Annotated in this window: 22 protein-coding genes; 18 read left to right on the top strand and 4 right to left on the bottom strand. The window is 43.9% G+C overall.

Annotated features, from left to right (window positions below; genetic code table 11):
• The 9 genes from A3I3_RS0104555 to A3I3_RS0104515 form a co-directional block, all read left to right on the top strand.
• The coding region (locus A3I3_RS0104555; RefSeq protein WP_018371436.1) for a transposase at positions 1-195 on the top strand (195 nt) is incomplete at its 5' end.
• 270 nt (positions 196-465) lie between these two features.
• On the top strand, positions 466-1,164 hold the full coding sequence (locus A3I3_RS0104550; protein ID WP_018371552.1) for an N-acetylmannosamine-6-phosphate 2-epimerase: 699 nt from the start codon (positions 466-468) through the stop codon (positions 1,162-1,164).
• A gap of 148 nt (positions 1,165-1,312) precedes the next feature.
• Positions 1,313-1,762 (top strand): YhcH/YjgK/YiaL family protein, encoded by a 450-nt coding sequence (locus A3I3_RS0104545; protein ID WP_018371551.1) that lies wholly within the window; start codon positions 1,313-1,315, stop codon positions 1,760-1,762.
• A 15-nt stretch (positions 1,763-1,777) separates the two neighbouring features.
• Positions 1,778-3,136 (top strand): ABC transporter substrate-binding protein, encoded by a 1,359-nt coding sequence (locus A3I3_RS0104540; RefSeq protein WP_018371550.1) that lies wholly within the window; start codon positions 1,778-1,780, stop codon positions 3,134-3,136.
• A gap of 120 nt (positions 3,137-3,256) precedes the next feature.
• Positions 3,257-4,093 (top strand): carbohydrate ABC transporter permease, encoded by an 837-nt coding sequence (locus A3I3_RS0104535; RefSeq protein WP_240366770.1) that lies wholly within the window; start codon positions 3,257-3,259, stop codon positions 4,091-4,093.
• Positions 4,094-4,927 carry a carbohydrate ABC transporter permease gene (locus tag A3I3_RS0104530; protein WP_018371548.1) on the top strand — a complete coding sequence of 278 codons (834 nt, stop codon included), beginning with the start codon at positions 4,094-4,096 and terminating at the stop codon, positions 4,925-4,927.
• Between the two features lie 56 nt (positions 4,928-4,983).
• A complete protein-coding gene (locus tag A3I3_RS0104525; RefSeq protein WP_018371547.1) occupies positions 4,984-6,087 on the top strand; it encodes a Gfo/Idh/MocA family protein in 1,104 nt (367 codons plus the stop codon).
• A 69-nt stretch (positions 6,088-6,156) separates the two neighbouring features.
• Positions 6,157-7,074, top strand: a complete 918-nt coding sequence (locus A3I3_RS0104520) for a dihydrodipicolinate synthase family protein (RefSeq protein ID WP_018371546.1) — start codon at positions 6,157-6,159, stop codon at positions 7,072-7,074.
• Positions 7,075-7,109: 35 nt separating this feature from the next.
• Positions 7,110-7,997, top strand: coding sequence for an ROK family protein (locus tag A3I3_RS0104515; RefSeq protein WP_018371545.1), 888 nt, complete (start codon positions 7,110-7,112; stop codon positions 7,995-7,997).
• 56 nt (positions 7,998-8,053) lie between these two features.
• Here the strand turns inward: A3I3_RS0104515 and A3I3_RS0104510 are convergent, their stop codons facing one another.
• A complete protein-coding gene (locus tag A3I3_RS0104510; protein WP_018371544.1) occupies positions 8,054-8,878 on the bottom strand; it encodes a MurR/RpiR family transcriptional regulator in 825 nt (274 codons plus the stop codon).
• 981 nt (positions 8,879-9,859) lie between these two features.
• On the opposite strand from A3I3_RS0104510, the gene leuS reads away from it, so the two are divergent.
• Both leuS and glmS read left to right on the top strand, forming a co-directional pair.
• Positions 9,860-12,361: a leucine--tRNA ligase gene (gene leuS, locus A3I3_RS0104495; RefSeq protein WP_018371541.1), complete on the top strand. Its 2,502-nt coding sequence runs from the start codon at positions 9,860-9,862 to the stop codon at positions 12,359-12,361.
• 485 nt (positions 12,362-12,846) lie between these two features.
• Positions 12,847-14,664: a glutamine--fructose-6-phosphate transaminase (isomerizing) gene (glmS, locus tag A3I3_RS0104490; protein ID WP_018371540.1), complete on the top strand. Its 1,818-nt coding sequence runs from the start codon at positions 12,847-12,849 to the stop codon at positions 14,662-14,664.
• Positions 14,665-14,864: 200 nt separating this feature from the next.
• Here glmS and galU read toward each other — a convergent pair whose 3' ends face one another.
• A complete protein-coding gene (gene galU, locus A3I3_RS0104485; protein WP_018371539.1) occupies positions 14,865-15,767 on the bottom strand; it encodes a UTP--glucose-1-phosphate uridylyltransferase GalU in 903 nt (300 codons plus the stop codon).
• Between the two features lie 82 nt (positions 15,768-15,849).
• On the bottom strand, positions 15,850-16,866 hold the full coding sequence (locus tag A3I3_RS0104480) for an NAD(P)H-dependent glycerol-3-phosphate dehydrogenase (protein WP_018371538.1): 1,017 nt from the start codon (positions 16,864-16,866) through the stop codon (positions 15,850-15,852).
• A 208-nt stretch (positions 16,867-17,074) separates the two neighbouring features.
• Here A3I3_RS0104480 and A3I3_RS0104475 point away from each other — a divergent pair, with 208 nt between their 5' ends.
• The 7 genes from A3I3_RS0104475 (at position 17,075) to gltX (ending at position 25,706) form a co-directional block, all read left to right on the top strand.
• Positions 17,075-18,781, top strand: coding sequence for an ABC transporter ATP-binding protein (locus A3I3_RS0104475; protein ID WP_018371537.1), 1,707 nt, complete (start codon positions 17,075-17,077; stop codon positions 18,779-18,781).
• 1 nt (position 18,782) lies between these two features.
• Entirely contained in the window at positions 18,783-20,540 is a 1,758-nt protein-coding gene (locus A3I3_RS0104470) for an ABC transporter ATP-binding protein (RefSeq protein ID WP_018371536.1), read from the top strand.
• A gap of 593 nt (positions 20,541-21,133) precedes the next feature.
• Positions 21,134-21,583 (top strand): 8-oxo-dGTP diphosphatase, encoded by a 450-nt coding sequence (locus A3I3_RS0104465; RefSeq protein ID WP_018371535.1) that lies wholly within the window; start codon positions 21,134-21,136, stop codon positions 21,581-21,583.
• Between the two features lie 90 nt (positions 21,584-21,673).
• Entirely contained in the window at positions 21,674-22,117 is a 444-nt protein-coding gene (locus tag A3I3_RS0104460; RefSeq protein ID WP_018371534.1) for a dUTP diphosphatase, read from the top strand.
• A 15-nt stretch (positions 22,118-22,132) separates the two neighbouring features.
• Complete coding sequence (radA, locus tag A3I3_RS0104455) at positions 22,133-23,497, top strand: DNA repair protein RadA (protein WP_081600739.1); 1,365 nt, start codon at positions 22,133-22,135, stop codon at positions 23,495-23,497.
• A gap of 137 nt (positions 23,498-23,634) precedes the next feature.
• Positions 23,635-24,129, top strand: coding sequence for a beta-class carbonic anhydrase (locus A3I3_RS0104450; RefSeq protein WP_018371532.1), 495 nt, complete (start codon positions 23,635-23,637; stop codon positions 24,127-24,129).
• A gap of 122 nt (positions 24,130-24,251) precedes the next feature.
• The gene (gltX, locus tag A3I3_RS0104445; RefSeq protein WP_018371531.1) at positions 24,252-25,706 is read left to right on the top strand and encodes a glutamate--tRNA ligase; all 1,455 of its coding nucleotides are present in this window, start codon (positions 24,252-24,254) and stop codon (positions 25,704-25,706) included.
• 62 nt (positions 25,707-25,768) lie between these two features.
• Here the strand turns inward: gltX and A3I3_RS0104440 are convergent.
• Positions 25,769-26,002 (bottom strand): ISL3 family transposase (locus A3I3_RS0104440; RefSeq protein WP_018371530.1); only part of this gene is annotated, 234 nt, incomplete at its 5' end.

Genomic DNA, 26,002 nt, shown 5'->3' with positions numbered 1-26,002 from the left:
CTTTTATCTCCCCAAGGTAGACAGATTTTCGCTCAACGCAAGATTGATGTGGAACCTGTCTTTGGGCAGATAAAGGCTTGTTTGGGTTACAAGAGATGTAATCTGAGAGGGAAGCGTCAAGTGAGAATTGACATGGGATTGGTACTTATGGCCAATAACCTCCTAAAATACAATAAGAGAACGACTCAAAATTAAAAAGCTAGAGTTCCGCAATTGGGAAGCTCTAGCTTTTTTTGTGGCTGAGAATTATTTTGTCCCAGGCTCACTTTTGATTTTAGGAGCTAGGTTGCATTCCTGGCAAAGATTTTAAAAAAATTCAACAAGGTCTGAAACTAGTTTCAGAAATCTTAGTGAAATCTGCTACATGGTGAAACTAGGTTCTAAATAGGTAGAAGATATTGAAAACGCTTACGGAGTATTATATAATAACACCGTAAGTTGTTAAAGAAAAAGGAGGCCGTTCCTATGGTCTTAGTTAGTAAGGAGGAGATGATTGCCAAAATCAAAGATGGGATCATCGTCTCTTGTCAGGCTCTCCCGCATGAACCGCTCTATACAGAAGCTGGTGGGGTTATTCCTCTTCTAGTCAAAGCGGCCGAGCAAGGAGGTGCTGTTGGTATTCGTGCCAATAGCGTACGTGATATTCGGGAGATTCAAGAAGTCACGAACTTACCGATTATCGGTATTATTAAGCGAGATTATCCACCTCAGGAGCCATTTATCACAGCTACCATGAAAGAGGTTGATGAATTGGCAGAGTTGAACATTGAAGTGATTGCGCTAGATTGTACAAATCGTGAGCGTTATGATGGCTTAGACATTGCCGACTTCATTCGTCAAATCAGAGAGAAGTATCCAGATCAGCTCTTTATGGCAGATATTTCGACCTATGAGGAAGGGTTGGCAGCCGTTGAGGCGGGTGTAGATTTTGTTGGGACAACCCTTTCTGGCTACACTTCCTATAGTCGGCAAGAGCCGGGACCAGACTTTGGACTCATCAAAAAACTTTGTGATGCGGGTGTCGATGTGATTGCTGAAGGGAAAATTCATACACCAGAAGAAGCACGGAAAATCCATGATTTAGGTGTCCGTGGCATAGTCGTCGGTGGGGCCATTACCCGTCCAAAGGAAATTACGGAACGCTTTGTAGCCGCACTAAATTAATGTTGATTAGAGTTTAAAACAGGATATTCTATTCAAGTTAGAATTAAGGTTACAGGATAAAAAGTGAACGAAGTGAGCCAAAATCGGATACTTTTCGTTATAGAGGTATCAGTAGCATAAAATCACGATACTTATGTGAGGAGGACTTATGATCATTACAGATATTAAGGATTTAGTAAATTACGCTTCCTTGAATAGGAATCTAGGAATTTTAGGGGAATTTCTAAATAGCTGGGATATTTTCCAAAGCAACCCAGGTCCGATTCCTGTCTCGGGAGAGGAAGTTTTTGGCAACTGTTTTGAGTATGTAGCAGATGGAAAGGAAGGAGAATTTTTTGAGACACACCATCGTTACTTAGATGTTCATCTGGTCATTGAAAATGAAGAAAAAATGGCTATGAGCTCAGCCAGTCATGCCAGAGTCAGAGAGGAGTATGATTCAGAAAAAGATATTGCATTTTTTGATGGGGAAGTAGAACAGGTGGTGCGCTTGTTTAAAGGAAATTGCTTAGTGACTTTCCCAGAAGACTATCATCAACCCAAGGTTCGGGTTAATGAGGAACGTGTAAAAAAAATTGTTTTCAAGGTGAAAATTTAAAATAGGAGATACATTATGAAACGTCATACATTTAAGAAACTCATGAAGGCTGCTATCGGTCTTCTCGCCCTACTCTTGATTGTAGTAGGCTGCTCATCTAAAAGTTCCAAACAAACGACTACAGCTTCGAATGGGGAGTTGGAGGGAGAAATTACGGTCTGGCATTCCTTTACACAGGGGCCTCGTTTGGAAAGTATTCAAAAATCAGCTGATGCCTTTATGAAAGAGCATCCGAAAGTAAAAATCAAAATCGAAACCTTCTCTTGGAATGACTTTTATACCAAGTGGACCACAGGTTTGTCCTCTGGTAATGTACCAGACTTGAGTACCGCTCTTCCCAACCAAGTTATGGAAATGATCAACTCAGATGCCTTGGTACCTCTCAATGACTCTATCGAAAAAATCGGTAAGGATCGCTTTAGTGAGAAAGCCCTAGGCGAAGCGAAAATCGGCGACAATTATTATTCTGTTCCCCTCTATGCCCATGCACAAGTTATGTGGCTGCGTAAGGACTTGCTTGAAGCAAAAGGAATTCAAGTACCTAAGACTTGGGACCAACTCTTTGAAGCAAGTAAGAAGCTGACAGAGGGTGGTGTTTACGGTATGTCTGTTCCAATGGGAACCAACGACTTTATGGGAACTCGTTTCCTTAACTTCTATGTTCGTAGTGCAGGCGAAAGCCTCTTGACCAAGGATTTGAAAGCCAATCTGACAAGTAAGGTCGCTCAAGATGGTATCAAATACTGGGTAAACATGTATAAAGAAGTGTCTCCAAAAGACTCACTGAACTTCAACGTTTTGCAACAGGCCACTCTTTTCTACCAAGGTAAAACAGCCTTTGACTTTAACTCAGGTTTCCAAATTGGTGGGGTTAATACCAACAGTCCTCAGCTGATTGACAGTATCGATGCTTATCCAATTCCAAAAGTGAAAGAAAGCGATAAAGATAACGGTATTGAAACTTCTAACGTACCAATGGTTGTTTGGAAAAACTCTAAACATCCAGAAATTGCTAAGGCCTTTATGGAAACCCTCTTTGAAGAAAAGAACTACATTAACTTCTTGAACTCTACACCAGTCGGCATGCTTCCAACTATCTCTGGAATCTCTGATAAGGAAGAGTACAAGAACAATGAAACTCGTCAAAAATTCCAACATGCTGAGCAAGTGATTACTGAAGCTATGCAAAAAGGTACAGCTATTGGTTATGAAAACAAACCAAGCGTGCAAGCAGGAATTATGACTAACCAACATATCATTGAACAAATGTTCCAAGATATTATCAGTAATGGCACAGATCCTATGGAAGCGGCTAAAGCTGCTGAGAAACAATTAAATGATTTGTTTGAGACTGTTGTAGTAAGCACAAAATAGGAGATTTTCTATGGGGGTGTGTGGTAAAAACAGGCATCCCCTTTCTATATGACTATGTTATATGGAGGTAAAAGAGTGAAAGATAAAAATTATACACGGTGGATATTTGTAGCACCAGCTATGTTGATCGTTTTGGTTCTATTCATGTATCCCTTCTTTTCCAGCATATTCTACAGTTTTACCAATAAAAACTTGATTATGCCCAATTACCGCTTTGTTGGCTTGGATAACTATAAGGCAGTTTTATCTGACCCCAACTTCTTTATGGCATTTTTCAACTCTCTCAAGTGGACGATTTTTTCACTAGTTGGACAGGTACTGGTAGGATTTGTCTTGGCTCTAGCCCTCCATCGGGTTAAGCATATGAAAAAGCTCTATCGGACCTTGCTGATTGTTCCTTGGGCTTTTCCAACGATCGTTATTGCCTTTTCTTGGCAATGGATCTTAAATGGGGTTTACGGCTATTTGCCAAACTTGATTGTTAAACTAGGACTTATGGATCATACGCCGACCTTCCTAACAGACAGCGCCTGGGCTTTTATTTGCTTGGTAGCCATCAATATTTGGTTTGGTGCCCCCATGATTATGGTTAATGTCCTTTCTGCCCTGCAGACCGTTCCTCAGGAGCAGTTTGAGGCAGCACGGATGGATGGAGCGACAGCATGGCAGGTCTTTCGTTATGTGACCTTCCCTCATATCAAGGTAGTTGTTGGCTTGCTGGTTGTCTTGCGGACAGTCTGGATTTTCAATAATTTTGACATTATCTACCTGATTACAGGTGGTGGCCCGTCTAATGCGACCATGACCCTGCCAATCTTTGCCTATAATCTGGGCTGGGGAACTAAACTCTTGGGCCGTGCTTCAGCTGTGACCGTGCTCTTGTTTATTTTCTTGCTGAGTATTTGCTTTATTTACTTTGCAATTATCAATAAGTGGGAAAAGGAAGGGAGAAAATAGATGAAAAAAAAGAATTCTAAAATTCTCGACATTGTCAGTCATTTCATTCTGATTGTTGCCACGATTTGTGCGATTTTCCCTTTGGTCTGGATCTTCATTTCTTCTGTCAAAGGGAAGGGAGAGCTGACCCAATTTCCAACGCGCTTTTTTCCAAAAGAGTTCACACTGGACTATTTTGGGCATGTAATCAATGATTTGCACTTTTTGGAAAACATCAAAAACAGTCTGATTATTTCTCTCTCGACGACAGTGATTGCCATTATTGTTTCTTCTATGGCAGCTTACGGGATTGTTCGTTTCTTTCCAAAGCTGGGATCGATTATGTCCAAGCTCTTGGTAACGACCTACATTTTCCCACCGATTTTGCTAGCGATTCCCTACTCTATTGCGACAGCCAAAGCTGGACTCACCAATAGCTTGTGGGGGCTGGTCATTATCTATTTGTCCTTTAGTGTTCCTTATGCCGTGTGGCTCTTGGTTGGATTCTTCCAGACAGTTCCTATTGGGATTGAGGAGTCAGCTAAGATTGATGGAGCCAATAAGTTTGTCATCTTCACTCGGATTGTCTTGCCAATCGTGGCACCAGGGATTGTGGCGACAGCTATTTATACCTTTATCAATGCCTGGAATGAATTTCTCTATGCTTTGATTATGATTAACGACACCAGCAAGATGACAGTGGCAGTGGCCCTCCGCTCATTGAACGGTTCGGAAATCCTGGACTGGGGTGATATGATGGCGGCTTCTGTGATTGTCGTTCTGCCGTCGGTTATCTTCTTCTCAATCATTCAAAATAAAATCGCCAGCGGACTTTCCGAAGGAAGTGTGAAATAGTCAACAAGAAGATAAATAAAAACAAAATTAGATAAAAAATTGAGGTTAAACATACTATGGTTAAATATGGAATTGTTGGAACAGGTTATTTTGGAGCCGAATTGGCACGCTCGTTAGAAAAACTAGAGAATGCCAAGGTCACAGTGGTTTATGACCCAGAAAATGCTGATAGTGTGGCAGAAGAATTGCAGGCTCAAAAGGTGGAGACCCTGGATGAATTGGTCAGCCACCCAGAGGTGGACTGTGTGGTGGTTGCTTCGCCAAACTATTTGCACAAGGAGCCCGTTGTTAAAGCAGCTCAGAATGGCAAGCATGTCTTCTGCGAAAAACCGATTGCTCTCTCCTATGCCGACTGTAAAGAAATGGTAAAGGCTTGTAGGGAGCATGGTGTGACCTTTATGGCGGGACATATCATGAACTTCTTTAATGGGGTTCACCATGCCAAGGAATTGATTAACCAAGGGGTGATTGGAGATGTACTCTTCTGCCACTCAGCTCGGAATGGCTGGGAAGAAATGCAGGACAGCGTTTCTTGGAAGAAGATTCGCGAAAAATCAGGCGGTCACCTTTACCACCATATCCATGAGCTCGACTGTGTACAGTTTATCATGGGAGGAGTGCCTGAGACAGTTACGATGACCGCTGCCAATGTGGCCCACAAGGGAGAAAACTTTGGTGATGAAGATGATATGATCTTCGTCAATATGGAATTCGATAATAACCGTTTCGCTTTGTTAGAGTGGGGTTCTGCCTTCCGCTGGGGTGAGCACTATGTTCTGATTGAAGGAACTAAGGGTTCTATTCGGATTGATATGTTTAACTGTGGCGGTACCTTGAAAGTAGATGGTAAGGAAACGCATTTCTTGGTGCATGAGTCACAAGAAGAAGATGACGATCGGACTCGGATCTATCACAGTACAGAGATGGATGGAGCGATTGCTTATGGTAAGCCTGGTAAGCGGACTCCGATGTGGCTCTCTTCGGTTATCGACAAAGAAATGGCCTACCTGCACGACATTATGCAAGGTGGCGAAGTTAGCGAAGAGTTTAAGAAATTGCTGACAGGTGAAGCAGCCCTTGAAGCTATTGCTTCTGCCGACGCTTGTACACTTTCTGTAAAAGAAGACCGTAAGGTAAAACTGGCGGAAATCATGAAATAACTATATAGAAGAAAGGGACTGAAATCTCTGCCTTCTGTGAATGTGATTAAAATTTGGAGAAATTCGTTTATGTCAAATCTAGAAAAATACCAAGGGATTATCCCAGCTTTTTATGCCTGCTATGATGAGGTAGGTGAAATTAATCCTGAGGGAGTACGAGCCCTGACCCAATACTTTATTGACAAGGGTGTTCAGGGGCTCTATGTCAACGGTTCATCTGGTGAATGTATTTACCAAAGTGTGGCAGATAGAAAACGGGTCTTAGAAGAAGTCATGGCTGTCGCAAAAGGCAAACTGACGATTATCAATCACGTAGCCTGCAATAATACGAAAGACAGTATTGAGCTGGCACGGCATGCAGAAAGTTTGGGGGTAGACGCGATTGCAGCTATTCCGCCGATTTATTTCCGTTTGCCTGAGCATGCTATTGCGGCCTATTGGAATGATATTAGCGCTGCTGCACCAAATACAGATTTTGTGATTTACAACATTCCGCAGTTGGCGGGTGTGGCACTGACTCCAAGCCTTTACAAAGAAATGCTCAAAAATGAGCGCGTGATCGGAGTGAAAAATTCTTCTATGCCTGTCCAAGACATTCAAACTTTTGTTAGTCTAGGTGGAGAAGATCATGTGGTTTTCAATGGTCCAGATGAACAGTTCCTCGGTGGGCGGATCATGGGAGCCGCTGCCGGAATCGGTGGTACTTATGGTGCGATGCCAGACCTCTATCTCAAGCTCAATCAGCTGATTGCGGATAGGGAACTGGAGCAAGCCCAAGCTCTGCAATACCGTCTCAATGACATTATTTCTGTTCTGGTCAGCGGTCACGGCAATATGTATGCGGTTATCAAGGCTGTCTTGGAAGTGACCGAGGGCTTGCAGCTGGGCGGCGTTCGCTCACCATTGGCTAACCTGCTCCCAGAGGATCAGGCGGTAGTGACTAAGGCTGTCAAGCTGATCCAGCAAGCACGGACGGATTTCCTCTAGGATAAGGAAGCAGCGACTAGAAAGCGAGGAGAGCGATGAACTATCTGGCGATTGATATTGGAGGAACCAGCATTAAGTATGGGTTGATTGATCATGAAGAAACCTTGCTTGAAGCACATGAAATGCCAACAGAAGCGCATTTAGGTGGTCCTCATATTTTAGAAAAAGTAAAAGAACTAGTCGAAAGTTATCTTGATGATGAAGGTCTCGCAGGGGTTTGTATCTCTTCGGCAGGAATGGTTGATCCTGACAAGGGAGAGATTTTCTATGCAGGCCCACAAATTCCCAATTATGCTGGAACTCAGTTTAAAAAGGAGATTGAGACAAGCTTTGATATTCCATGTGAGATTGAAAATGACGTCAACTGTGCCGGACTAGCAGAAGCAGTATCAGGCTCTGCTAAAGGAGCACAGCAAGTGCTTTGTTTGACGATTGGTACAGGAATTGGTGGTTGCTTGGTCTTGAATGGAGAAATTTTCCATGGCTTTAGCAATTCGGCTTGTGAAGTTGGTTATCTCCATCTGGCAGACGGCGCTTTCCAAGATTTGGCTTCTACGACGGCGCTTGTTCGCTATGTAGCAGAACTTCAGGGCGACAATCCTGAAAATTGGAATGGACGACGCATTTTTAAAGAAGCAACCGAAGGAAATAGCCACTGTATCGCAGGAATTGATCGGATGGTTGATTATCTGGGGCAAGGGATTGCTAATATCTGTTATGTTGCTAATCCAGAGGTGGTTGTTCTAGGCGGCGGCATCATGGGACAAGAAGCTATTCTCAAACCTAAAATCGAAGCAGCGCTGAAGAAATACTTAATTTCAAGTATTGCTGAAAAGACTAAACTTGCTTTTGCCCAGCACCTCAATACGGCTGGCATGTTTGGCGCTTATTATCATTTCAAAAAGAAACAAAAACTCATCTAAAATGAATAAAACACCCCCGAGATGATTTTCTCGGAGGTGTTTTTGTCTGGTTACCGTTATTCTTCTTGCCCGAAAGTGTGGCCTTCCCAGTAACTATTAAAGATTTTTTCTTTCTTTTCGCGTTCAATATTTAGAAAATGCGCGTAGAGGACGTCGACGATCATTAACATGGGAATTTGTGGAGAAATCCGCTTTCCATAATGAAGTTGATTGACAGTAGCAAGTGGAACAACTTCATCGTAAATCGCCTCATGGTTTGTTATCTGCGTACTGAATAATACAGTTTTGGCTCCTTTTTTGTGTGCTTTGGTAAGACTATCGAGAACAGATTTTGTTTGGCCCGATAGTGAAAAAGCCATAACCAAGCAACGTTCATCGAGGATATTGGTTGTCCACGCAAAACTTTCCCGCTCGGTAAGTGCCTCACAAACCACTCCTAAACGCATGAGCCTTAGCTTCATTTCACGAGCAACTAGTCCAGAACTTCCTTTACCAAAAAAGTAAACACGGTCTGCTTCTTCGATCATCTGTGCTACTCGTATAAGTTGTTTTTCGTCAATCAGTTGGTAGCTACGCTCTCGTATTTTTTCATAGTCGCCTATCACGTGTTGGGTTAGTTCGTTATGCTCACTAACTTTTAAAGAGTCATTTTGGTTAAGGTAATGAAAGACAAATTCACGATAGCCTGTAAAACCGCACTTTTTAGCAAAACGTGTGAGAGCAGCTTTGGAAACGTGAAGTTTATCCGTGACTGTTTGAGCAGAGAGGTCATCCTTGTCAGTTGTTTTTTCAAGAAAGTAAGAAGCGATCTGTTGCTCCAATTCAGTCATTTGCGATATATGTGCTTCAATTAGTTCCTGTACATGCTCTTTTTGTGTCATTCTTGTAATCCTTTTCAAGTTCTCTGTTTAGTATAACATACATCTTTTTTTATTTCCCATTTTCTTTCCTTCAAATTTTTTAAATTGTGAAATTTACCTCATTTGAATGTGATTACGTGAAAAAGAATAATCTGGAAATAGAAAGTTATTTAGCTCATGTAAAAATAGCTACGACAGCTAGCTAGGAACTGAGTATAATTGGTCAAAAAACAAATATAAATTTGTATAAACAAAAAGCCACAATATAAATGCGGCTTTTAGCTTGTTTGACAATTATTTTAGACTTGTATATTTTTTATACGATAATTGAGAAATAAGAGCAATAATATAAATAGCAATAGCAGAGTTACTGAAGTGAGTAAATTCAAGTGGATATAGAAAATACTATTTCGTAAAAATTTAGCATATAAATAACCCAGTACAAATAGTGATATATATTTGCCTTTTTTATCTCTTAGTAGGGGTATTTTTTCGTAAGAGAAATATAATATGCTCGCTGTGAGTACCAAAGCCCAATTTATTTGGAGATCTTCTTCATTTAGAAAGCTATATACCATTTTGAAAATTAATAGCAAAAGCGTGAAAAAAGTATAATTTTTAAGAATTATTAGTTTGTCAAGGAGTTTCATAACTTTTTCAACAGCCCCCTTTACGCCCTCATTGTATTATAATTTACAATTAAAATCAAATATTTTATTAGTATAACTAAGGAGAAAGAAAATGAAAATTTTCAGTCATTATCCAAGGTTTCGGGAGGAGACGGTGGTCTAGCTGTGGCAGGGGTTATTTTTGCTGCTGGAAGTTTGGCTTTAGGCATTTTTAATGTGGGTTATAAGTTCGGTTCAGATTTGGCTCGTAGAGGCAGATAATAATCGAAAGTTACTTTTTAAAGATAGGAAGAAAAGGAGACCTAAGTGTCTTCTTTTTTATTCGTTTTTCTGCTATAATGGTAGCAATCTATAATTAATTTTGGAGACGAGTATGACTTATTACAATCACAAAGAAATCGAGCCCAAGTGGCAGGAATTTTGGGCGAAAAATCACACATTTAAGACGGGAACGGACAGTTCCAAGCCTAATTTTTATGCGCTGGACATGTTTCCTTATCCGAGTGGGGCGGGGCTCCATGTAGGGCATCCAGAGGGCTACACGGCGACCGATATTCTCAGTCGCTACAAGCGCGCGCAGGGCTACAATGTCCTCCACCCTATGGGCTGGGACGCTTTTGGTCTGCCTGCTGAGCAGTATGCTATGGACACGGGAAATGACCCAGCTGAGTTTACGGCGGAAAATATTGCTAATTTCAAGCGCCAAATCAATGCCCTTGGTTTTTCCTATGACTGGGACCGCGAGATCAACACCACCGACCCTGACTACTACAAGTGGACCCAGTGGATTTTTACTAAATTGTATGAAAAAGGCTTGGCCTATGAAGCCGAAGTGCCGGTCAACTGGGTTGAGGAATTGGGCACAGCCATTGCCAACGAAGAAGTACTGCCTGACGGCACCTCTGAGCGGGGCGGCTATCCTGTCGTCAGAAAACCCATGCGCCAGTGGATGTTGAAAATCACGGCCTATGCAGAGCGCTTACTGAATGACCTAGAAGAGTTGGACTGGCCTGAGTCTATCAAGGATATGCAGCGCAACTGGATTGGTAAGTCGACGGGTGCTAACGTGACTTTCAAGGTCAAAGGGACGGACAAGGATTTCACCGTCTTTACCACGCGTCCTGACACGCTTTTCGGGGCGACTTATGCTGTGCTTGCGCCTGAGCATGAGCTGGTGGGCAGCATTACCACTAAAGAACAGGCTCAAGCTGTGGCGGACTACCAGCACCAAGCCAGCCTCAAGTCAGACTTGGCGCGGACAGACCTTGCCAAGGATAAGACCGGCGTCTGGACTGGTAGCTATGCGATTAACCCGGTCAATGGGCGTGAAATTCCGATTTGGATTGCTGATTATGTGCTGGCTAGCTACGGGACGGGTGCCATTATGGCGGTGCCTGCTCACGATGAGCGCGACTGGGAATTTGCCAAGACTTTTGATTTGCCGATTATTCCTGTTTTGGAAGGTGGCGATGTGGCCCATGCTGCTTACACCGAAGACGGTCTTCATATCAACTCCGACTTTCTTGACGGGCTAAATAAGGAAGATGCCATTGCCAAAATCGTGGCTTGGCTGGAAGAAGAGGGACTCGGTCAAGAGAAAATTACCTACCGCTTGCGCGACTGGCTCTTTAGCCGTCAGCGCTACTGGGGTGAGCCCATTCCCATTATCCACTGGGAGGACGGGACTTCTACGGCTGTCCCTGAAAATGAGCTGCCGCTGGTTTTGCCAAAAACAAGTGACATCAAGCCGTCTGGAACAGGTGAAAGTCCTCTGGCCAACTTGACCGACTGGCTAAGTGTAACGCGAGAAGACGGTGTCAAGGGGCGCCGTGAAACCAATACCATGCCGCAGTGGGCGGGCTCTAGCTGGTACTACCTGCGCTATATTGACCCGCATAATCATGAAAAATTAGCCGACGAAGACCTACTCAAGGCTTGGTTGCCAGTAGACATCTATATCGGAGGAGCCGAGCATGCGGTGCTGCACCTCTTGTACGCTCGCTTCTGGCATAAATTCCTCTACGACCTCGGCGTCGTTTCCACCAAAGAGCCTTTCCAAAAACTCTTTAACCAAGGAATGATTTTGGGAACTAGCTATCGTGACAGTCGCGGGGCTCTGGTAGCGACGGACAAGGTCGAAAAACGCGATGGTTCCTACTTCAACATTGAGACAGGTGAAGAGCTGGAGCAAGCACCAGCCAAGATGTCCAAGTCGCTCAAAAACGTTGTCAATCCAGATGATGTCGTGGAGCAATACGGTGCGGATACCCTGCGGGTTTACGAGATGTTTATGGGGCCGCTTGACGCATCTATCGCTTGGAGCGAGGAAGGTTTAGAAGGCAGCCGCAAGTTCCTCGACCGCGTCTATCGCCTCATCACCAGTAAGGAGCTTGTCGCTGAAAATAGCGGAGCCTTGGACAAAGTCTATCATGAGACGGTCAAAGCAGTAACCGAGCAAATCGAAAGTCTGAAATTCAACACAGCAATCGCGCAGCTCATGGTCTTTGTCAACGCGGCTAACAAGGAAGACCAGCTCTACCTTGACTACGCCAAGGGCTTTATTCAGCTTTTAGCGCCATTTGCGCCTCACTTGGCAGAAGAACTCTGGCAAAGAGTAGCTCAGACAGGTCAGTCCATTTCCTATGTGGCATGGCCGACCTATGATGAGAGCAAGTTAGTCGAAAGCGAAGTCGAAATTGTTGTCCAAATCAAGGGCAAGGTTCGCGCCAAATTGGTTGTGGCCAAAGACCTGTCGCGCGAGGAGCTAGAAAAAGTGGCCCTCGCCAACGAAAAAATCCAAGCCGAAATCGCTGGGAAAGAGGTCGTCAAAGTCATCGCCGTACCAAATAAATTGGTGAATATTGTTGTGAAATAATGGATTAACCAAGGAAGGGAGAGTCTGTGATACTTTTTAGAAAACTTTAAATTTTAGATCAGTTTTCTTTAAGTTTTCAAGTTTATACTACGTATATAAGCTAAAGAAAGCTTAGCTTATACCTCCTAACACTTTTTCATAGTAACATCTCCAGAAGGCTGAGGATTTCCTCAGTCTTTTTTTGTTAAATAAATATTTTCCTTTAACCTTTTTTTAAGGATAGTTGGTTATACTAATCCCATAAATCAAGAGAGAGTTTGATTTATACCTCCTAAAAATTTTTTCATAATCATCTCCGAATGGACCGAGACAAGATCTCGGTTCTTTCTTTTTGGGAAAATAAAGGCAAATATTTCTCTATACCAATTTAAGGCTTGACAAGAAAAAATAAAATAGTTATACTGTTTCCGTTAATCTTGAAAGAACTTGATTAGACTATACCAATTTTGAAAGGATGGTGGCTTAGCCACCAAAAGTATGTGAATATGTGTGGAATTGTCGGAGTTGTCGGAAATCGGAATGCAACAGATATTTTAATGCAAGGTTTGGAGAAGCTAGAATATCGTGGCTACGATTCAGCGGGGATTTTTGTCATCAATGGGGTGAACAAGACTGCTCTCATTAAATCGGTTGGCCGGATTGCAGATTTGCGTTCTAAGATTGGCATTGATGTGGCGGGAACAGCTGGTATCGGGCATACGCGCTGGGCGACCCACGGAAAACCAAGCGAGTCCAATGCTCATCCTCACAAATCACAAACGGGGCGTTTTGCTCTGGTGCACAACGGTGTGATTGAAAATTATTTGGATATTAAAAATACCTATCTGACTGGGCACACGCTCAAAGGGCAAACGGACACGGAAATTGCTGTTCATTTGATTGGAAAATTCGTTGAAGAAGACGGCTTGTCTGTTTTGGAAGCCTTCAAAAAAGCGCTGCACATCATCGAAGGGTCTTATGCCTTTGCTCTTATGGATTCTGAAAATCCAGAGATGATTTATGTAGCGAAAAACAAGTCACCCCTTTTGGTTGGTTTGGGTGACGGCTACAACATGGTCTGCTCGGACGCTATGGCTATGATTCGCGAAACGAGCGAATTTATGGAAATCCATGACAAGGAATTGGTTCTGGTAACCAAGGATAGCGTAGAAGTCCAAGACTACGACGGCAACCCGCTTGAACGCGACAGCTATACAGCAGAGCTTGATTTGTCTGACATCGGTAAAGGCACTTACCCTTACTACATGCTCAAAGAAATTGATGAGCAGCCTACTGTTATGCGTAAGCTCATCCAAGCCTACACAGACGATAACAATCAAGTCGTGGTCGACCCGGCTATTATCAAAGCTGTACAAGAAGCAGACCGCCTCTATATTTTAGCGGCAGGAACTTCTTACCACGCTGGTTTTGCGACCAAGCGCATGCTGGAAGAGCTGACCGACACGCCAGTTGAGTTGGGCATTTCTTCTGAGTGGGGCTACAAGATGCCGCTCCTCAGCAAAAAGCCTATGTTCATCTTGATTAGTCAGTCTGGTGAAACAGCGGACAGCCGTCAAGTTTTGGTCAAAGCCAATGCTCTGGGCATTCCAAGTCTGACCGTGACCAATGTACCGGGCTCTACCCTGTCACGTGAGGCGAGCCACACCATGCTCCTTCATGCTGGTCCAGAAATCGCAGTGGCTTCAACCAAGGCTTACACGGCGCAGATTGCGACCCTTGCTTTCCTTGCGAAAGCAGTCGGTGAAGCGAGTGGCAATGAAGCGGCTAAAAACTTTGATTTGGTGCACGAGCTGTCTATCGTTGCTCAAAGTATCGAGTCAATCCTGTCTGAAAAAGATTTGATTGACGACAAGGTTCGCGGACTCTTGGAAACAACGCGCAACGCCTTTTATATCGGACGCGGACAGGACTACTATGTGGCAATGGAAGCCAGCCTTAAACTCAAAGAAATTTCCTACATTCAGTGCGAAGGCTTTGCGGCTGGAGAATTGAAGCACGGAACCATTTCCTTGATTGAGGACGGAACGCCTGTCATTGCTCTCATTTCGTCTGACGAAGTTCTGGCTAGCCATACGCGTGGAAATGTTTCTGAGGTGGTGGCGCGTGGTGCCAATGTTCTGACAATCGTTGAGGAAAATGTGGCAAAAGAGGGCGATGATATTGTCTTGACTCAGGTTCACCCATACCTGTCACCGATTTCAATGGTGGTGCCAACCCAGTTGATTGCTTACTTTGCAACCCTGCACCGCGGTTTGGATGTTGACAAGCCACGGAATTTGGCAAAATCAGTAACGGTAGAATAAGAAGATATAAATAGATACAAAGAAAGGGAGTGGGACAGAACTACTTCCTGTAAAGGAATAGTTCGTCGTCCCACCCCCGCGATGCCTATTAGGCTTGTACGAAGCCGGTAAAGGCGAACGTAGAAGCCAAGAGGCTACCGCGTCTTGCAGATAATTCGAACTAATTTTAGAGGCTGAGAACTATTGTCCCAGCCTCTTATTTACTTTTTAGTCGTTTTTTCTAACTTTTTTCCTAAATCAATAATGTACTGTTTGAGCTCATCTTTTACCTGTGGGTGTTTGAGCGCATAGTCAATAGAAGTTTTCATAAAGCCGAATTTATCACCGACATCATAGCGGTCGCCCTTAAATTCACGTGCAAAAACACGCTGTGTTTTGTTGAGGGTATCAATGGCATCGGTTAGTTGGATTTCATTACCAGCACCAGGTTTTTGAGTTTCTAAAATTTCAAAAATTTCAGGGGTGAGCAAGTAGCGCCCGATAATAGCAAGGTCGCTCGGTGCGTCTTCTGGTTTTGGTTTTTCAACAAAGGTTTCAACGCTATAAAGTCCATGTACTCCCTCACCTTGCGGTGCAATCACTCCATAAGAAGAAACATCTTCATGCGGCACTTTCATGACAGCGATAGTTGAAGCATGGGTGTGTTCGTAGTCGTTCATGAGTTGTTTGGTCAATGGAGTTGCCTTATCGTTGGTAATATCCATGAGGTCATCGCCCAGCATGACGACAAAAGGTTCATTGCCGACAAAGGCTTTAGCCTGCAATACGGCGTCACCAAGTCCGCGCGGATGACTTTGACGAATAAAGTGTAGCCCAATACCGGTGGTTTCGTCTACTAATTTTAAAAGGTCATTTTTTCCTTTTTCTTTAAGGTTGTATTCTAATTCAAAGTTTGAATCGAAGTGGTCTTCAATGGAACGTTTGGATTTACCAGTTACGACCAAAATATCTTCAATTCCAGATTTTAGGGCTTCTTCGACGATAAATTGAATCGTTGGTTTGTCTACGATTGGCAGCATTTCCTTAGCCAAAGCCTTGGTTGCAGGAAGAAAACGGGTTCCCAGTCCTGCTGCGGGAATAACAGCTTTTCTAACTTTTGTCATGGTGACTCCTTTAATATTATAGTTGCTTTATAAAATAAATCAAGATTGAGAGAGGGAAATCGTTACTTGAAAGTATAGACGTTTACGACCATTCATTTTCGGATCGGAATTCGTTCGTCATCATATCTTGGATCGCTTGCCGAATACCGTGATTTTCATAAATAACCTTGTAAATCGCTTGGGTAATTGGCATGTAAACTCCCAATTCTTGTGCGAGTTCATGGGCAGCGCGAGTGGTGGAGATTCCTTCAATAACCATGCCCATATTGGCTTCAATATCGGCTAGTTTTTCGCCTTTACCGAGAGCATTTCCAGCTCGCCAGTTTCGCGAGTGGATGGATGTTCCAGTAACGATCAAGTCTCCCACACCAGAAAGGCCGCTGTAGGTCAGTGGATTAGCGCCCAAGGCTACTCCAAGACGGGTGATTTCAGCCAGCCCGCGCGTGATAATGGCCGCCTTAGCATTGTCGCCAAAGCCCAGCCCATGGAGTGCTCCTGCACCGACTGCGATAATGTTTTTGAGAGCCCCTGCTGTCTCTACCCCAATAACATCGCTATTGGTATAGAGACGGAAATAGTGATTGCTAAAGAGCTCTTGTACATATTTAGCGCTTTCTAAATCCTTTGATGCTGCCGTGATCAGCGTAATATCACGAACAATCGTTTCTTCAGCATGACTTGGACCAGAAACGACGACAATCTCGCTTCGAAGATCTGTCGGGATTTCTTCCTCAAGAATTTGTGAAATTCGTTTGTGACTATCTGGCTCTAACCCTTTTGAAGCATGCATTATGGTAACCTTGTGGTCAAGCACCGCTGCCACCTGTTTAGCAACTAGGCGCGTTACCTTGGTAGGGACAACAAAAAGCACAGCATCCACGCCCTTCAAAGTTTCCTGTAAATCATGGTAGGCGCAGATTTTCTCATTAAGAACGATATCTTTAAAATAACGTTCGTTAGTATGGTGTTGATTAATCTCGTTAATTTGCTCGGGAACATTTCCCCAAATGCGGACTTCATGTCCATTGTCGTTTAGAACTTGAGAGAGGGCAGTCCCCCAAGAACCTGGGCCCAAAACGGCAACCTTTTGTTTGTTCATATTTCTGTCTCCTAAGCTAGCTTTAGTTGAAAGAATTAGCTAGTTTGATTTTGAAAGAGTTTTCTATATTATTCTACCATAAAAAGTAGAAAATTTCTCACTTGACAATAAATTACAAACATAGTATAATTTATATATAATTATACGGTCAAAAGTGCGAGTTCCTATCAACCGATGTGGGGCTCCTCTTTTATATTAGGGAGTAATCATGTTAATCAAAGCAGTTTGGCGTTACAAGTTTGCGGCCGTGGGTTCAATTTTTATGACTGTAGGAATGATAGCAAGTTCACTTTTACAGCCCTATTTTTTAGCACAAATGATGTCTGCTATTTTGGAGAATCGGATGAATCAGCTGGGCTCTATCGGGATTTATCTGGTTGGAACAGCCATTTTAGGTTTGTTGGCTGGTGGGCTCAATGTAGTGTTGGCAGCTTATATAGCACAGGCAGTGTCGGCGGATATCCGTGAGATGACCTTTCGTAAGATTCAAACTTTTTCCTATGCGAATGTTGAGGAATTTAATGCAGGGAATTTAGTTGTCCGAATGACGAATGACGTTAACCAGATCCAAAATTTGCTCATGACTGCCTTTCAGGTGCTTTTTAGAATGCCTATTCTTTTCATTGGCTCTTTCATTATGGGAGTTGCTACTCTACCAAGTTTGTGGTGGGTCATTGTCCTTATGGTGATTTTAGTGATCATTCTAACAGGCGGTATGATGGCGTTAATGGGACCGCGTTTTGGGAAATTTCAGGTTTTGCTTGAGCGGATCAATGCTATTGCCAAGGAAAATCTTCGTGGAGTTCGAGTAGTTAAGTCCTTTGTCCAAGAAAAATCCCAATATCAGAGGTTTAAGGAAGTTTCTGATGACCTTCTTAAACAAAATCTTTTTATAGGCTATGCTTTTTCAATAGCTGAGCCGATCATGATGATGGTCTCTTATGGAGCTATTTTTCTTTCAATTTGGCTGGTTTCTACGATGGTTGGCAATAATGGTGATGCGGTTGGCAGTATCGCTTCATTTGTGACCTATTTGGGACAAATCATGTTTACCATTATTATGGTTGGTTTTTTGGGCAATACAGTAACTCGAGCATTGGTTTCTATCCGCCGAATCAATGAAGTGCTCAACACTCAGCCTGCTATGACCTTTAGTAATGCTGAAGTGGAGGATTTGACAGGCTCACTCGTCTTTGATCATGTGACTTTTACCTATCCGAATGATGAGAAACCGATTCTCAAGGATATTAGCTTTGAAGTAAAAGCAGGACAAATGGTTGGGGTAGTCGGTGCGACTGGAGCAGGTAAATCAACCTTGGCACAACTGATCCCACGATTATTTGACCCAGATGAAGGAAGCATTATGATAGGCGGTAAGGATTTGAGAACACTGAGTGCTAAAACTCTGCGCCAGACCGTATCAATCGTACTTCAGCGGGCTATTCTTTTTAGTGGAACGATTGCGGACAATATCCGCCAAGGAAAGACAAATGCGACCCCTTATGAAATGGAGCGAGCTGCACGGATTGCGCAAGCTAGTGAATTTATTAACCGCATGTCGGATACTTATGAAAGTCAGGTTGAAGAGCGAGGAAATAACTTTTCTGGCGGCCAAAAGCAGCGGATGTCTATTGCTCGTGGGATTGTCAGCGATCCTAAAATTCTGATTTTAGACGATTCAACTTCGGCTCTTGATGCCAAATCGGAAAAATTAGTTCAAGAAGCATTAAACAATGATTTAAAAGGAACAACGACCATTATCATTGCACAGAAAATTAGCTCGGTTGTCCATGCAGATAAGATTTTAGTTTTGGATCAAGGCCGTTTGATCGGTCAAGGACGGCATAAAGAGTTAATTGCGACGAATGATGTTTATCGTGAAATTTATGAAACACAGAAAGGAAGTGAGGATTAATATGAAGACAGTACGTTTTTTCTGGCATTATTTTCAGCGATATAAATTGTCTTTCGTTATTGTCATTGCCATGATAATCCTTGCAACCTATCTGCAAGTGATTGCCCCAATTTATATGGGACAGGCAGTGACTGAGCTGACAAACTGGGTGACAAATGGTCTTCATCAATCAGGGCAGGAAGTTTTTGTTGCCATTATGTGGCGTCTAGGCTTGGCCTATCTTTTTACATCAATAGCTAGCTTGATCTATATGACCCTTCTATCCAAGGTTATTGCTGACTCAACCAACGAGATGCGTAAAGGACTTTTTGCTAAGTTGGGACGATTGACTGTTTCTTTCTTTGATCGTCATCAGGACGGCGACATTCTCTCCCGTTTCACCAGCGATTTGGACAATATCCTCCAAGCGCTCAATGAAAGCATGATTCAGGTTATGAGCAATATCACTCTTTTTATTGGTCTGATTATTGTCATGTTTAGTCAAAATACGACTCTTGCTTGGGTGACAGTTGCTAGCACACCGATTGCTTTGGTGGTGCTTTACTTCATCGTTAAATTAGCGCGCAAATATACCAATATTCAGCAAAAAGAGGTTGGGAAGCTCAATGCTTATATGGATGAGAATATCTCTGGGCAAAAAGCAATTATTGTGCAAGGCCTACAAGATGAAGTGGTAGCAGGCTTTGTCGAACAAAATGATAAGGTGCGAAGAGCGACTTTTAAAGGGCGACTTTTTTCTGGTTTACTTTTTCCAATCATGAATGGGATGAGTTTGATTAATACGGCTATCGTCATCTTTTTAGGGACTAGTTTGATTCTTCAAGATTCTTCATTAACAACCGCGACAGCTCTGGGTTTGGTTGTGACTTTTGTCCAATATTCGCAGCAATATTACCAGCCAATGATGCAAATTGCAGCCAGCTGGGGCAGTTTACAGCTCGCTTTTACAGGGGCTGACCGCATTCAGGAAATGTTTGACGCGCCTGAAGAAGTGCGTCCGCAAGCCGCGCCAAAATTTGAAGAATTAAGCCAAGGCGTTGAAATTGAGCATGTGGATTTTGCTTATGTCAAAGACAAGCTAATTTTGCGAGATGTCACTATCTCTGCGCCTAAGGGCAAGATGACAGCGGTGGTCGGTCCAACTGGCTCAGGCAAGACGACCATTATGAATTTGCTCAATCGTTTCTACGATGTGGATGGGGGCAACATTCGTTTTGACGGCCGTGATATTCGAGAATACGAGCTGGACAGCTTGCGGCAAAAGGTCGGAATTGTCTTACAGGACTCAGTGCTCTTTCAGGGCACCATTCGGGACAATATTCGCTTTGGGCTGCCCGACGCCAGTCAGGAAATGGTGGAAACGGCTGCGCGGGCAACTCATATTCATGACTTTATTGAAAGCCTGCCTGACAAGTACGATACCATTGTCGACGATGACCAAAATATCTTCTCCACAGGGCAGAAGCAGTTGATTTCGATTGCGCGGACGCTTTTGACTGACCCGCAGGTCTTGATTTTGGACGAAGCGACTTCAAATGTTGACACCGTGACCGAAAGCAAAATCCAGCGAGCCATGGAAGCGATTGTTGCTGGACGGACGAGCTTTGTCATCGCTCACCGCCTCAAAACTATTCTCAACGCCGACCAAATCATCGTTCTCAAAGACGGGCAAGTTATTGAGCGAGGCACCCATAGCCAGCTCCTCAAACAAAAGGGCTTCTACGCCGAGCTCTACCATAACCAGTTTGTTTTTGAATAAGATACAAAGGGCGTTAAGAAATCCGTATAAAAATAGGGAGCTTGACGCTGCTTCCATGAAGCAAGGAGAGCGAGTCTTTTTTACTAGGATTTTAGCCCGTGTTCAATTACATAAGATGTGAGGATGTAAAAAGAGCAAAGAAAAAATAGGAAATACGACGATGAAGCTTTGGCTTCTAGGAGTATTTGTCTTTTTTTCACAGCTCTTAGTCCGAACTCAATTTTAAGATACAAAGGGCGTTAAGAAAACGAGAGAAAAATAGGAACAATTATCTTTTTTCCGACGTTGAAGCCTGTGTTCAGTTGAATAAAATACGAGAGCGAATAAAATTATGTCGTTTTTCACCGTATCAACTTAGGAAATTAATTATTTTGTAAAAAAGAACTTTACTTTTAGATAAATTTAAGGAAGATAGCTTATACTGTATCCATCCTAAAACTTTTTCATAATAATCTCCCTATAAGAACCGCCCAATTGGCGGTTTTTTTGCTGGAAAGGCTGAGAAATTTAGATTTTCAGCAATTTGATGTCTTTTATGTTATAATGAGTCACAAGTAGGCCGAGCGAATCGGTCGGTAGATGGAGGAGCAGAGATGTCAAGAGCGGAGCGAGTTATTTTAACAAATATGTGTATGGTTTATGATGAGGACCGCATTTTAGTACAAAATAAAGTAAATGATGATTGGACCGGCCTTTGCTTTCCAGGCGGCCATGTTGAACATCGGGAGTCCTTTGTTAAGTCAGTGATACGGGAAATCAAGGAGGAAACAGGTCTGACCATCTATGAGCCTAGGTTATGCGGTGTCAAGCAGTTTTATACCGAAAAGGATGAACGTTACGTCGTTTTTCTTTACAAAACCAATCGTTTTGAAGGAGAGCTGGTCTCGTCCGACGAAGGCGAGGTGTTCTGGATTAACCGTGAAGATTTTGACAGCTACTCGCTGGCAGTGAGCTTTAAGGAAATGTATCAAGTTTTCACATCAGATTTGACGGAGCAGTTTACCTATCTGGATAATGGAGAGATCATCAGAGATCTATACTAGGGAGAATCGCCAATCGGCGGTTTTTTTGCTTGTTTTTAGCGAATTTAGTATAATGAGGAGTGTCTAAAGAAAAATAGAAAAGAGAATGTTATGCGAACACGTGGTTTTGAGCTGGTTTCCAGCTTTACAAATGAAGATTTATTGCCCAAGAGAGAGACCGCTCACGCAGCTGGCTACGATTTGAAAGTGGCAGAGCGCACCCTTATTGCGCCAGGGGAGATTAAGCTGGTTCCGACTGGTGTCAAGGCCTATATGCAGCCGGGCGAGGTGCTTTATCTTTACGACCGCTCGTCCAATCCTCGTAAAAAAGGCTTGGTCTTGATTAACTCCGTCGGCGTCATTGACGGCGATTATTATGGCAATCCAGCCAATGAAGGACACATTTTTGCTCAGATGCAAAATATTACGGATGAGCCCGTTATGCTTGAAGTCGGCGAACGCATTGTGCAGGCCGTTTTTGCTCCATTTCTTTTGGCAGACGGCGATGAAGCGACGGGTCAGCGAACGGGCGGCTTTGGCAGCACAGGGCATTGATATGATAGGAGAAGAATTATAGCTAAGAAAAAAACGACATTTATTTGTCAAAATTGCGAATACCATTCACCCAAGTATCTGGGGCGCTGCCCCAACTGCGGTGCTTGGTCGTCTTTTGTCGAAGAGATTGAGGTTACAGAGGTCAAAAATGCGCGGGTGTCCTTGACGGGCGAAAAAACGCGTCCCATGAAGCTAGCAGAAGTGACGTCGATTGATGTCAATCGCACCAAGACAGATATGGATGAGTTCAACCGCGTGCTGGGCGGTGGTGTAGTACCGGGCAGCCTCGTCTTGATTGGTGGCGACCCCGGTATCGGAAAATCAACGCTTTTGCTGCAAGTATCCACCCAGCTTTCTCACCAGGGCACCGTCCTTTATGTCAGCGGTGAGGAATCAGCTGAGCAGATTAAGCTACGGGCGGAACGCCTCGGTGATATTGACAGTGAATTTTATCTCTACGCCGAGACCAATATGCAAAATATCCGTACGGAGATTGAGAAAATCAAGCCAGATTTTCTGATTATCGACTCCATTCAGACGGTGATGTCGCCGGAAATTTCCAGTGTTCAAGGCTCTGTTTCTCAGGTCCGCGAGGTGACAGCTGAGCTCATGCAGCTGGCCAAGACCAATAATATCGCGACCTTTATCGTTGGTCACATGACCAAGGAAGGAACATTAGCTGGCCCCCGAACGCTAGAGCACATGGTAGATACTGTGCTTTATTTTGAGGGCGAACGCCAGCACACTTTCCGTATCTTGAGAGCAGTCAAGAACCGCTTTGGTTCAACCAATGAGATTGGCATTTTTGAAATGCAATCTGGCGGGTTAGTTGAGGTTATCAATCCAAGTGAAGTCTTTCTGGAAGAGCGGCTGGACGGCGCGACAGGCTCATCCATCGTTGTGACCATGGAAGGGACGCGTCCGATTCTGGCGGAGGTGCAGGCCTTGGTAACACCGACTATGTTTGGCAATGCCAAGCGGACGACGACGGGGCTTGATTTTAACCGTGCTAGCCTCATCATGGCGGTTTTGGAAAAAAGAGCGGGGCTGCTCTTGCAAAATCAGGATGCTTATCTGAAGTCGGCTGGTGGAGTCAAGTTGGACGAGCCAGCCATAGACCTTGCGGTGGCGGTTGCTCTGGCTTCCAGCTATAAGGACTTGCCGACCAATCCGCAGGAATGCTTTATCGGTGAAATCGGACTGACCGGAGAAATCCGCCGTGTCAACCGCATTGAGCAGCGCATCAACGAAGCCGCAAAACTCGGCTTCCGCAAAATTTACGCCCCCAAAAACTCCCTCCAAGGCATTGCCGTGCCTAAAAATATCGAAGTCGTCGGCGTCACCACCTTGGGCGAGGTTCTGAAAAAGGTGTTTGGATAACAACGCTATTTTCCGTAAAGTCTGGATTTTGTATCGTTTTTCAGTTTTGTTTTCTGACAAATCCTCCAAAAAATGCTAAGATAGATTTTGCAAAAATTTGATATTCAAATAATTTTCGACTTAGAAAAGAGAAGCTTATGTCCTATTTTGATAATTTTATGAAAGCCAATCAGGCTTATGTTGACCTGCACGGGACAGCGCATTTGCCCCTGAAGCCCAAGACCAAGGCGGCGATTGTGACCTGCATGGATTCGCGTTTGCACGTGGCGCAGGCGCTGGGTTTGGCGCTGGGGGACGCACATATTTTGCGCAATGCAGGCGGGCGCGTGACCGAGGATATGATTCGCTCGCTGGTCATTTCGCAGCAGCAAATGGGCACGCGGGAAATCGTGGTTTTGCACCATACCGATTGCGGCGCGCAAACCTTTAAAAATGAGGATTTTCAAGCACATTTAGAGTCTACTTTCGGAGTCAATGTGTCCAGTCAAGATTTTCTACCTTTCACGGATGTTGAAGAAAGTGTTCGAGAAGATATGGAGCTGCTGCGTCAGTCGCCCTTAATTCCAGAGGACGTTGTGATTTCTGGGGCGGTCTATGATGTGGACACAGGTCACATGACGGAAGTCAGATAAATTTTAAGGCTATCAATTCTAAAAAATTAGAGATTTTATCAACTTTAAAGGCTGGGAGGTTTTTCCCAGCCTTAGTTTGTGTTATAATGTTACTGTTTGAAAAAATTGACAGGAGAAAAAACGTGACTAAGAATATTCGGGTGCGTTATGCACCAAGTCCAACAGGGCTACTACATATCGGAAATGCGCGGACGGCGCTCTTTAACTACCTTTACGCGCGCCATTACGGCGGGGCTTTTATCATTCGGATTGAGGATACCGACCGCAAGCGCCATGTCGAAGACGGTGAGCGTTCTCAGTTGGACAATCTGCGCTGGCTGGGCATTGACTGGGACGAAAGTCCAGAAACGCATGAGAATTACCGCCAATCAGAGCGTCTAGCCATTTACCAAAAGTATATCGATGAGCTGCTAGAAAAAGGTCTGGCTTACAAGTCTTATGTGACCGAGGAAGAATTAGCGGCAGAGCGGGAACGCCAAGAAGCTGCTGGCGAAACTCCGCGCTATGTCAATGAATTTTTGGGCATGTCTGAGGAAGAAAAAGCGGCCTATATCGCGGAGCGTGAAGCGAGAGGGATTGTCCCAACAGTGCGCCTCGCGGTCAATGAAGAGGGCATTTACAAATGGACGGACATGGTCAAGGGCGAGATTGAGTTTGAAGGTGCCAATATCGGTGGCGACTGGGTTATCCAGAAGAAAGACGGCTATCCGACCTATAATTTCGCGGTTGTTGTCGATGACCACCTCATGGAGATCTCCCACGTTATTCGTGGAGACGACCACATTGCCAATACACCTAAGCAGCTCATGGTCTATGAAGCGCTGGGCTGGGAAGCGCCAGAGTTTGGGCATATGACCCTCATTATCAACAGCGAGACGGGCAAGAAGCTATCCAAGCGCGATACCAATACCTTGCAATTTATCGAGGATTATCGCAAGAAGGGCTATTTGCCTGAGGCGGTCTTTAACTTCATCGCTCTCTTGGGCTGGAATCCGGGCGGCGAAGATGAGATTTTCTCTCAAGAGCAACTGATTGAGCTTTTTGATGAAAAGCGGCTCAGCAAGTCACCTGCTGCCTTTGACCAAAAGAAACTGGACTGGATGAGCAACGACTACATCAAACACGCGGATTTTGAGCAGATTTTTGAGCTGGCGAAACCATACTTGGAGCAGGCTGGACGCTTGACGGACAAGGCTGAAAAAATGGTTGAGCTCTACCAACCACAGATGAAGTCAGTTGATGAAATCGTGCCCTTGACCGACCTTTTCTTTGGAGATTTTCCAGCTTTGAGCGAGGAAGAAAAAGAAGTCATGGCGGGTGAAACGGTGCCGACCGTTCTTGCAGCCTTCAAGGAAAAGCTAGAAGCGATGAGCGAGGAGGACTTCAAATCTGAAAACATCTTCCCACAAATCAAGGCGGTGCAAAAAGAAACCGGCATCAAGGGGAAAAATCTCTTCATGCCAATCCGTATTGCGGTTTCTGGCGAAATGCACGGGCCAGAATTGCCAGAAACCATTTATTTATTGGGACGCGACAAGTCCATTCAACATCTGGATGATATGCTAAAAAGAATCTAATAACATAAAAGGGGTTGATTTTAAATCAGGCTCTTTGTCAACTGTAGTGGGTTAACGCAAAGTCATACCCTGGAGAGAACCGAATTGGTTCTCTCCTTTTTGATATTTAAAGCGATGAGGATTCTAGTTTTAAAGTTGTCAAAGTTCCGAAAGCCGAAAGCATTTCGCTTGATGACTTTGATGAGGTTGTTAGTGGCCTCTAGCTTTGCATTTGAGTAAGGGAGTTCAAGAGCGTTGATAATTTTATCTTTGTCCTTGAGAAAGGTTTTAAAAACAGTCTGAAAGATAGGATTTAT

This window comes from Streptococcus massiliensis DSM 18628 (assembly GCF_000380065.1).
Taxonomy (GTDB): domain Bacteria; phylum Bacillota; class Bacilli; order Lactobacillales; family Streptococcaceae; genus Streptococcus; species Streptococcus massiliensis.
This window is presented reverse-complemented; position numbering and strand designations above follow the sequence as displayed.

What these genes read in the sequence shown, in the direction of transcription:
- leuS (WP_018371541.1), top strand. Translation starts at nt 9,860, where the DNA reads ATGACTTATTACAATCACAAAGAAATCGAGCCCAAGTGGCAGGAATTT.
- A3I3_RS0104480 (WP_018371538.1), bottom strand. Translation starts at nt 16,866, where the DNA reads ATGAACAAACAAAAGGTTGCCGTTTTGGGCCCAGGTTCTTGGGGGACT.
- A3I3_RS0104530 (WP_018371548.1), top strand. Translation starts at nt 4,094, where the DNA reads ATGAAAAAAAAGAATTCTAAAATTCTCGACATTGTCAGTCATTTCATT.
- A3I3_RS0104475 (WP_018371537.1), top strand. Translation starts at nt 17,075, where the DNA reads ATGTTAATCAAAGCAGTTTGGCGTTACAAGTTTGCGGCCGTGGGTTCA.
- A3I3_RS0104450 (WP_018371532.1), top strand. Translation starts at nt 23,635, where the DNA reads ATGTCCTATTTTGATAATTTTATGAAAGCCAATCAGGCTTATGTTGAC.
- A3I3_RS0104470 (WP_018371536.1), top strand. Translation starts at nt 18,783, where the DNA reads ATGAAGACAGTACGTTTTTTCTGGCATTATTTTCAGCGATATAAATTG.
- glmS (WP_018371540.1), top strand. Translation starts at nt 12,847, where the DNA reads ATGTGTGGAATTGTCGGAGTTGTCGGAAATCGGAATGCAACAGATATT.
- A3I3_RS0104510 (WP_018371544.1), bottom strand. Translation starts at nt 8,878, where the DNA reads ATGACACAAAAAGAGCATGTACAGGAACTAATTGAAGCACATATATCG.
- A3I3_RS0104460 (WP_018371534.1), top strand. Translation starts at nt 21,674, where the DNA reads ATGCGAACACGTGGTTTTGAGCTGGTTTCCAGCTTTACAAATGAAGAT.
- A3I3_RS0104550 (WP_018371552.1), top strand. Translation starts at nt 466, where the DNA reads ATGGTCTTAGTTAGTAAGGAGGAGATGATTGCCAAAATCAAAGATGGG.
- A3I3_RS0104535 (WP_240366770.1), top strand. Translation starts at nt 3,257, where the DNA reads ATGTTGATCGTTTTGGTTCTATTCATGTATCCCTTCTTTTCCAGCATA.
- A3I3_RS0104520 (WP_018371546.1), top strand. Translation starts at nt 6,157, where the DNA reads ATGTCAAATCTAGAAAAATACCAAGGGATTATCCCAGCTTTTTATGCC.
- A3I3_RS0104515 (WP_018371545.1), top strand. Translation starts at nt 7,110, where the DNA reads ATGAACTATCTGGCGATTGATATTGGAGGAACCAGCATTAAGTATGGG.
- A3I3_RS0104525 (WP_018371547.1), top strand. Translation starts at nt 4,984, where the DNA reads ATGGTTAAATATGGAATTGTTGGAACAGGTTATTTTGGAGCCGAATTG.
- A3I3_RS0104545 (WP_018371551.1), top strand. Translation starts at nt 1,313, where the DNA reads ATGATCATTACAGATATTAAGGATTTAGTAAATTACGCTTCCTTGAAT.
- A3I3_RS0104540 (WP_018371550.1), top strand. Translation starts at nt 1,778, where the DNA reads ATGAAACGTCATACATTTAAGAAACTCATGAAGGCTGCTATCGGTCTT.
- galU (WP_018371539.1), bottom strand. Translation starts at nt 15,767, where the DNA reads ATGACAAAAGTTAGAAAAGCTGTTATTCCCGCAGCAGGACTGGGAACC.
- A3I3_RS0104465 (WP_018371535.1), top strand. Translation starts at nt 21,134, where the DNA reads ATGTCAAGAGCGGAGCGAGTTATTTTAACAAATATGTGTATGGTTTAT.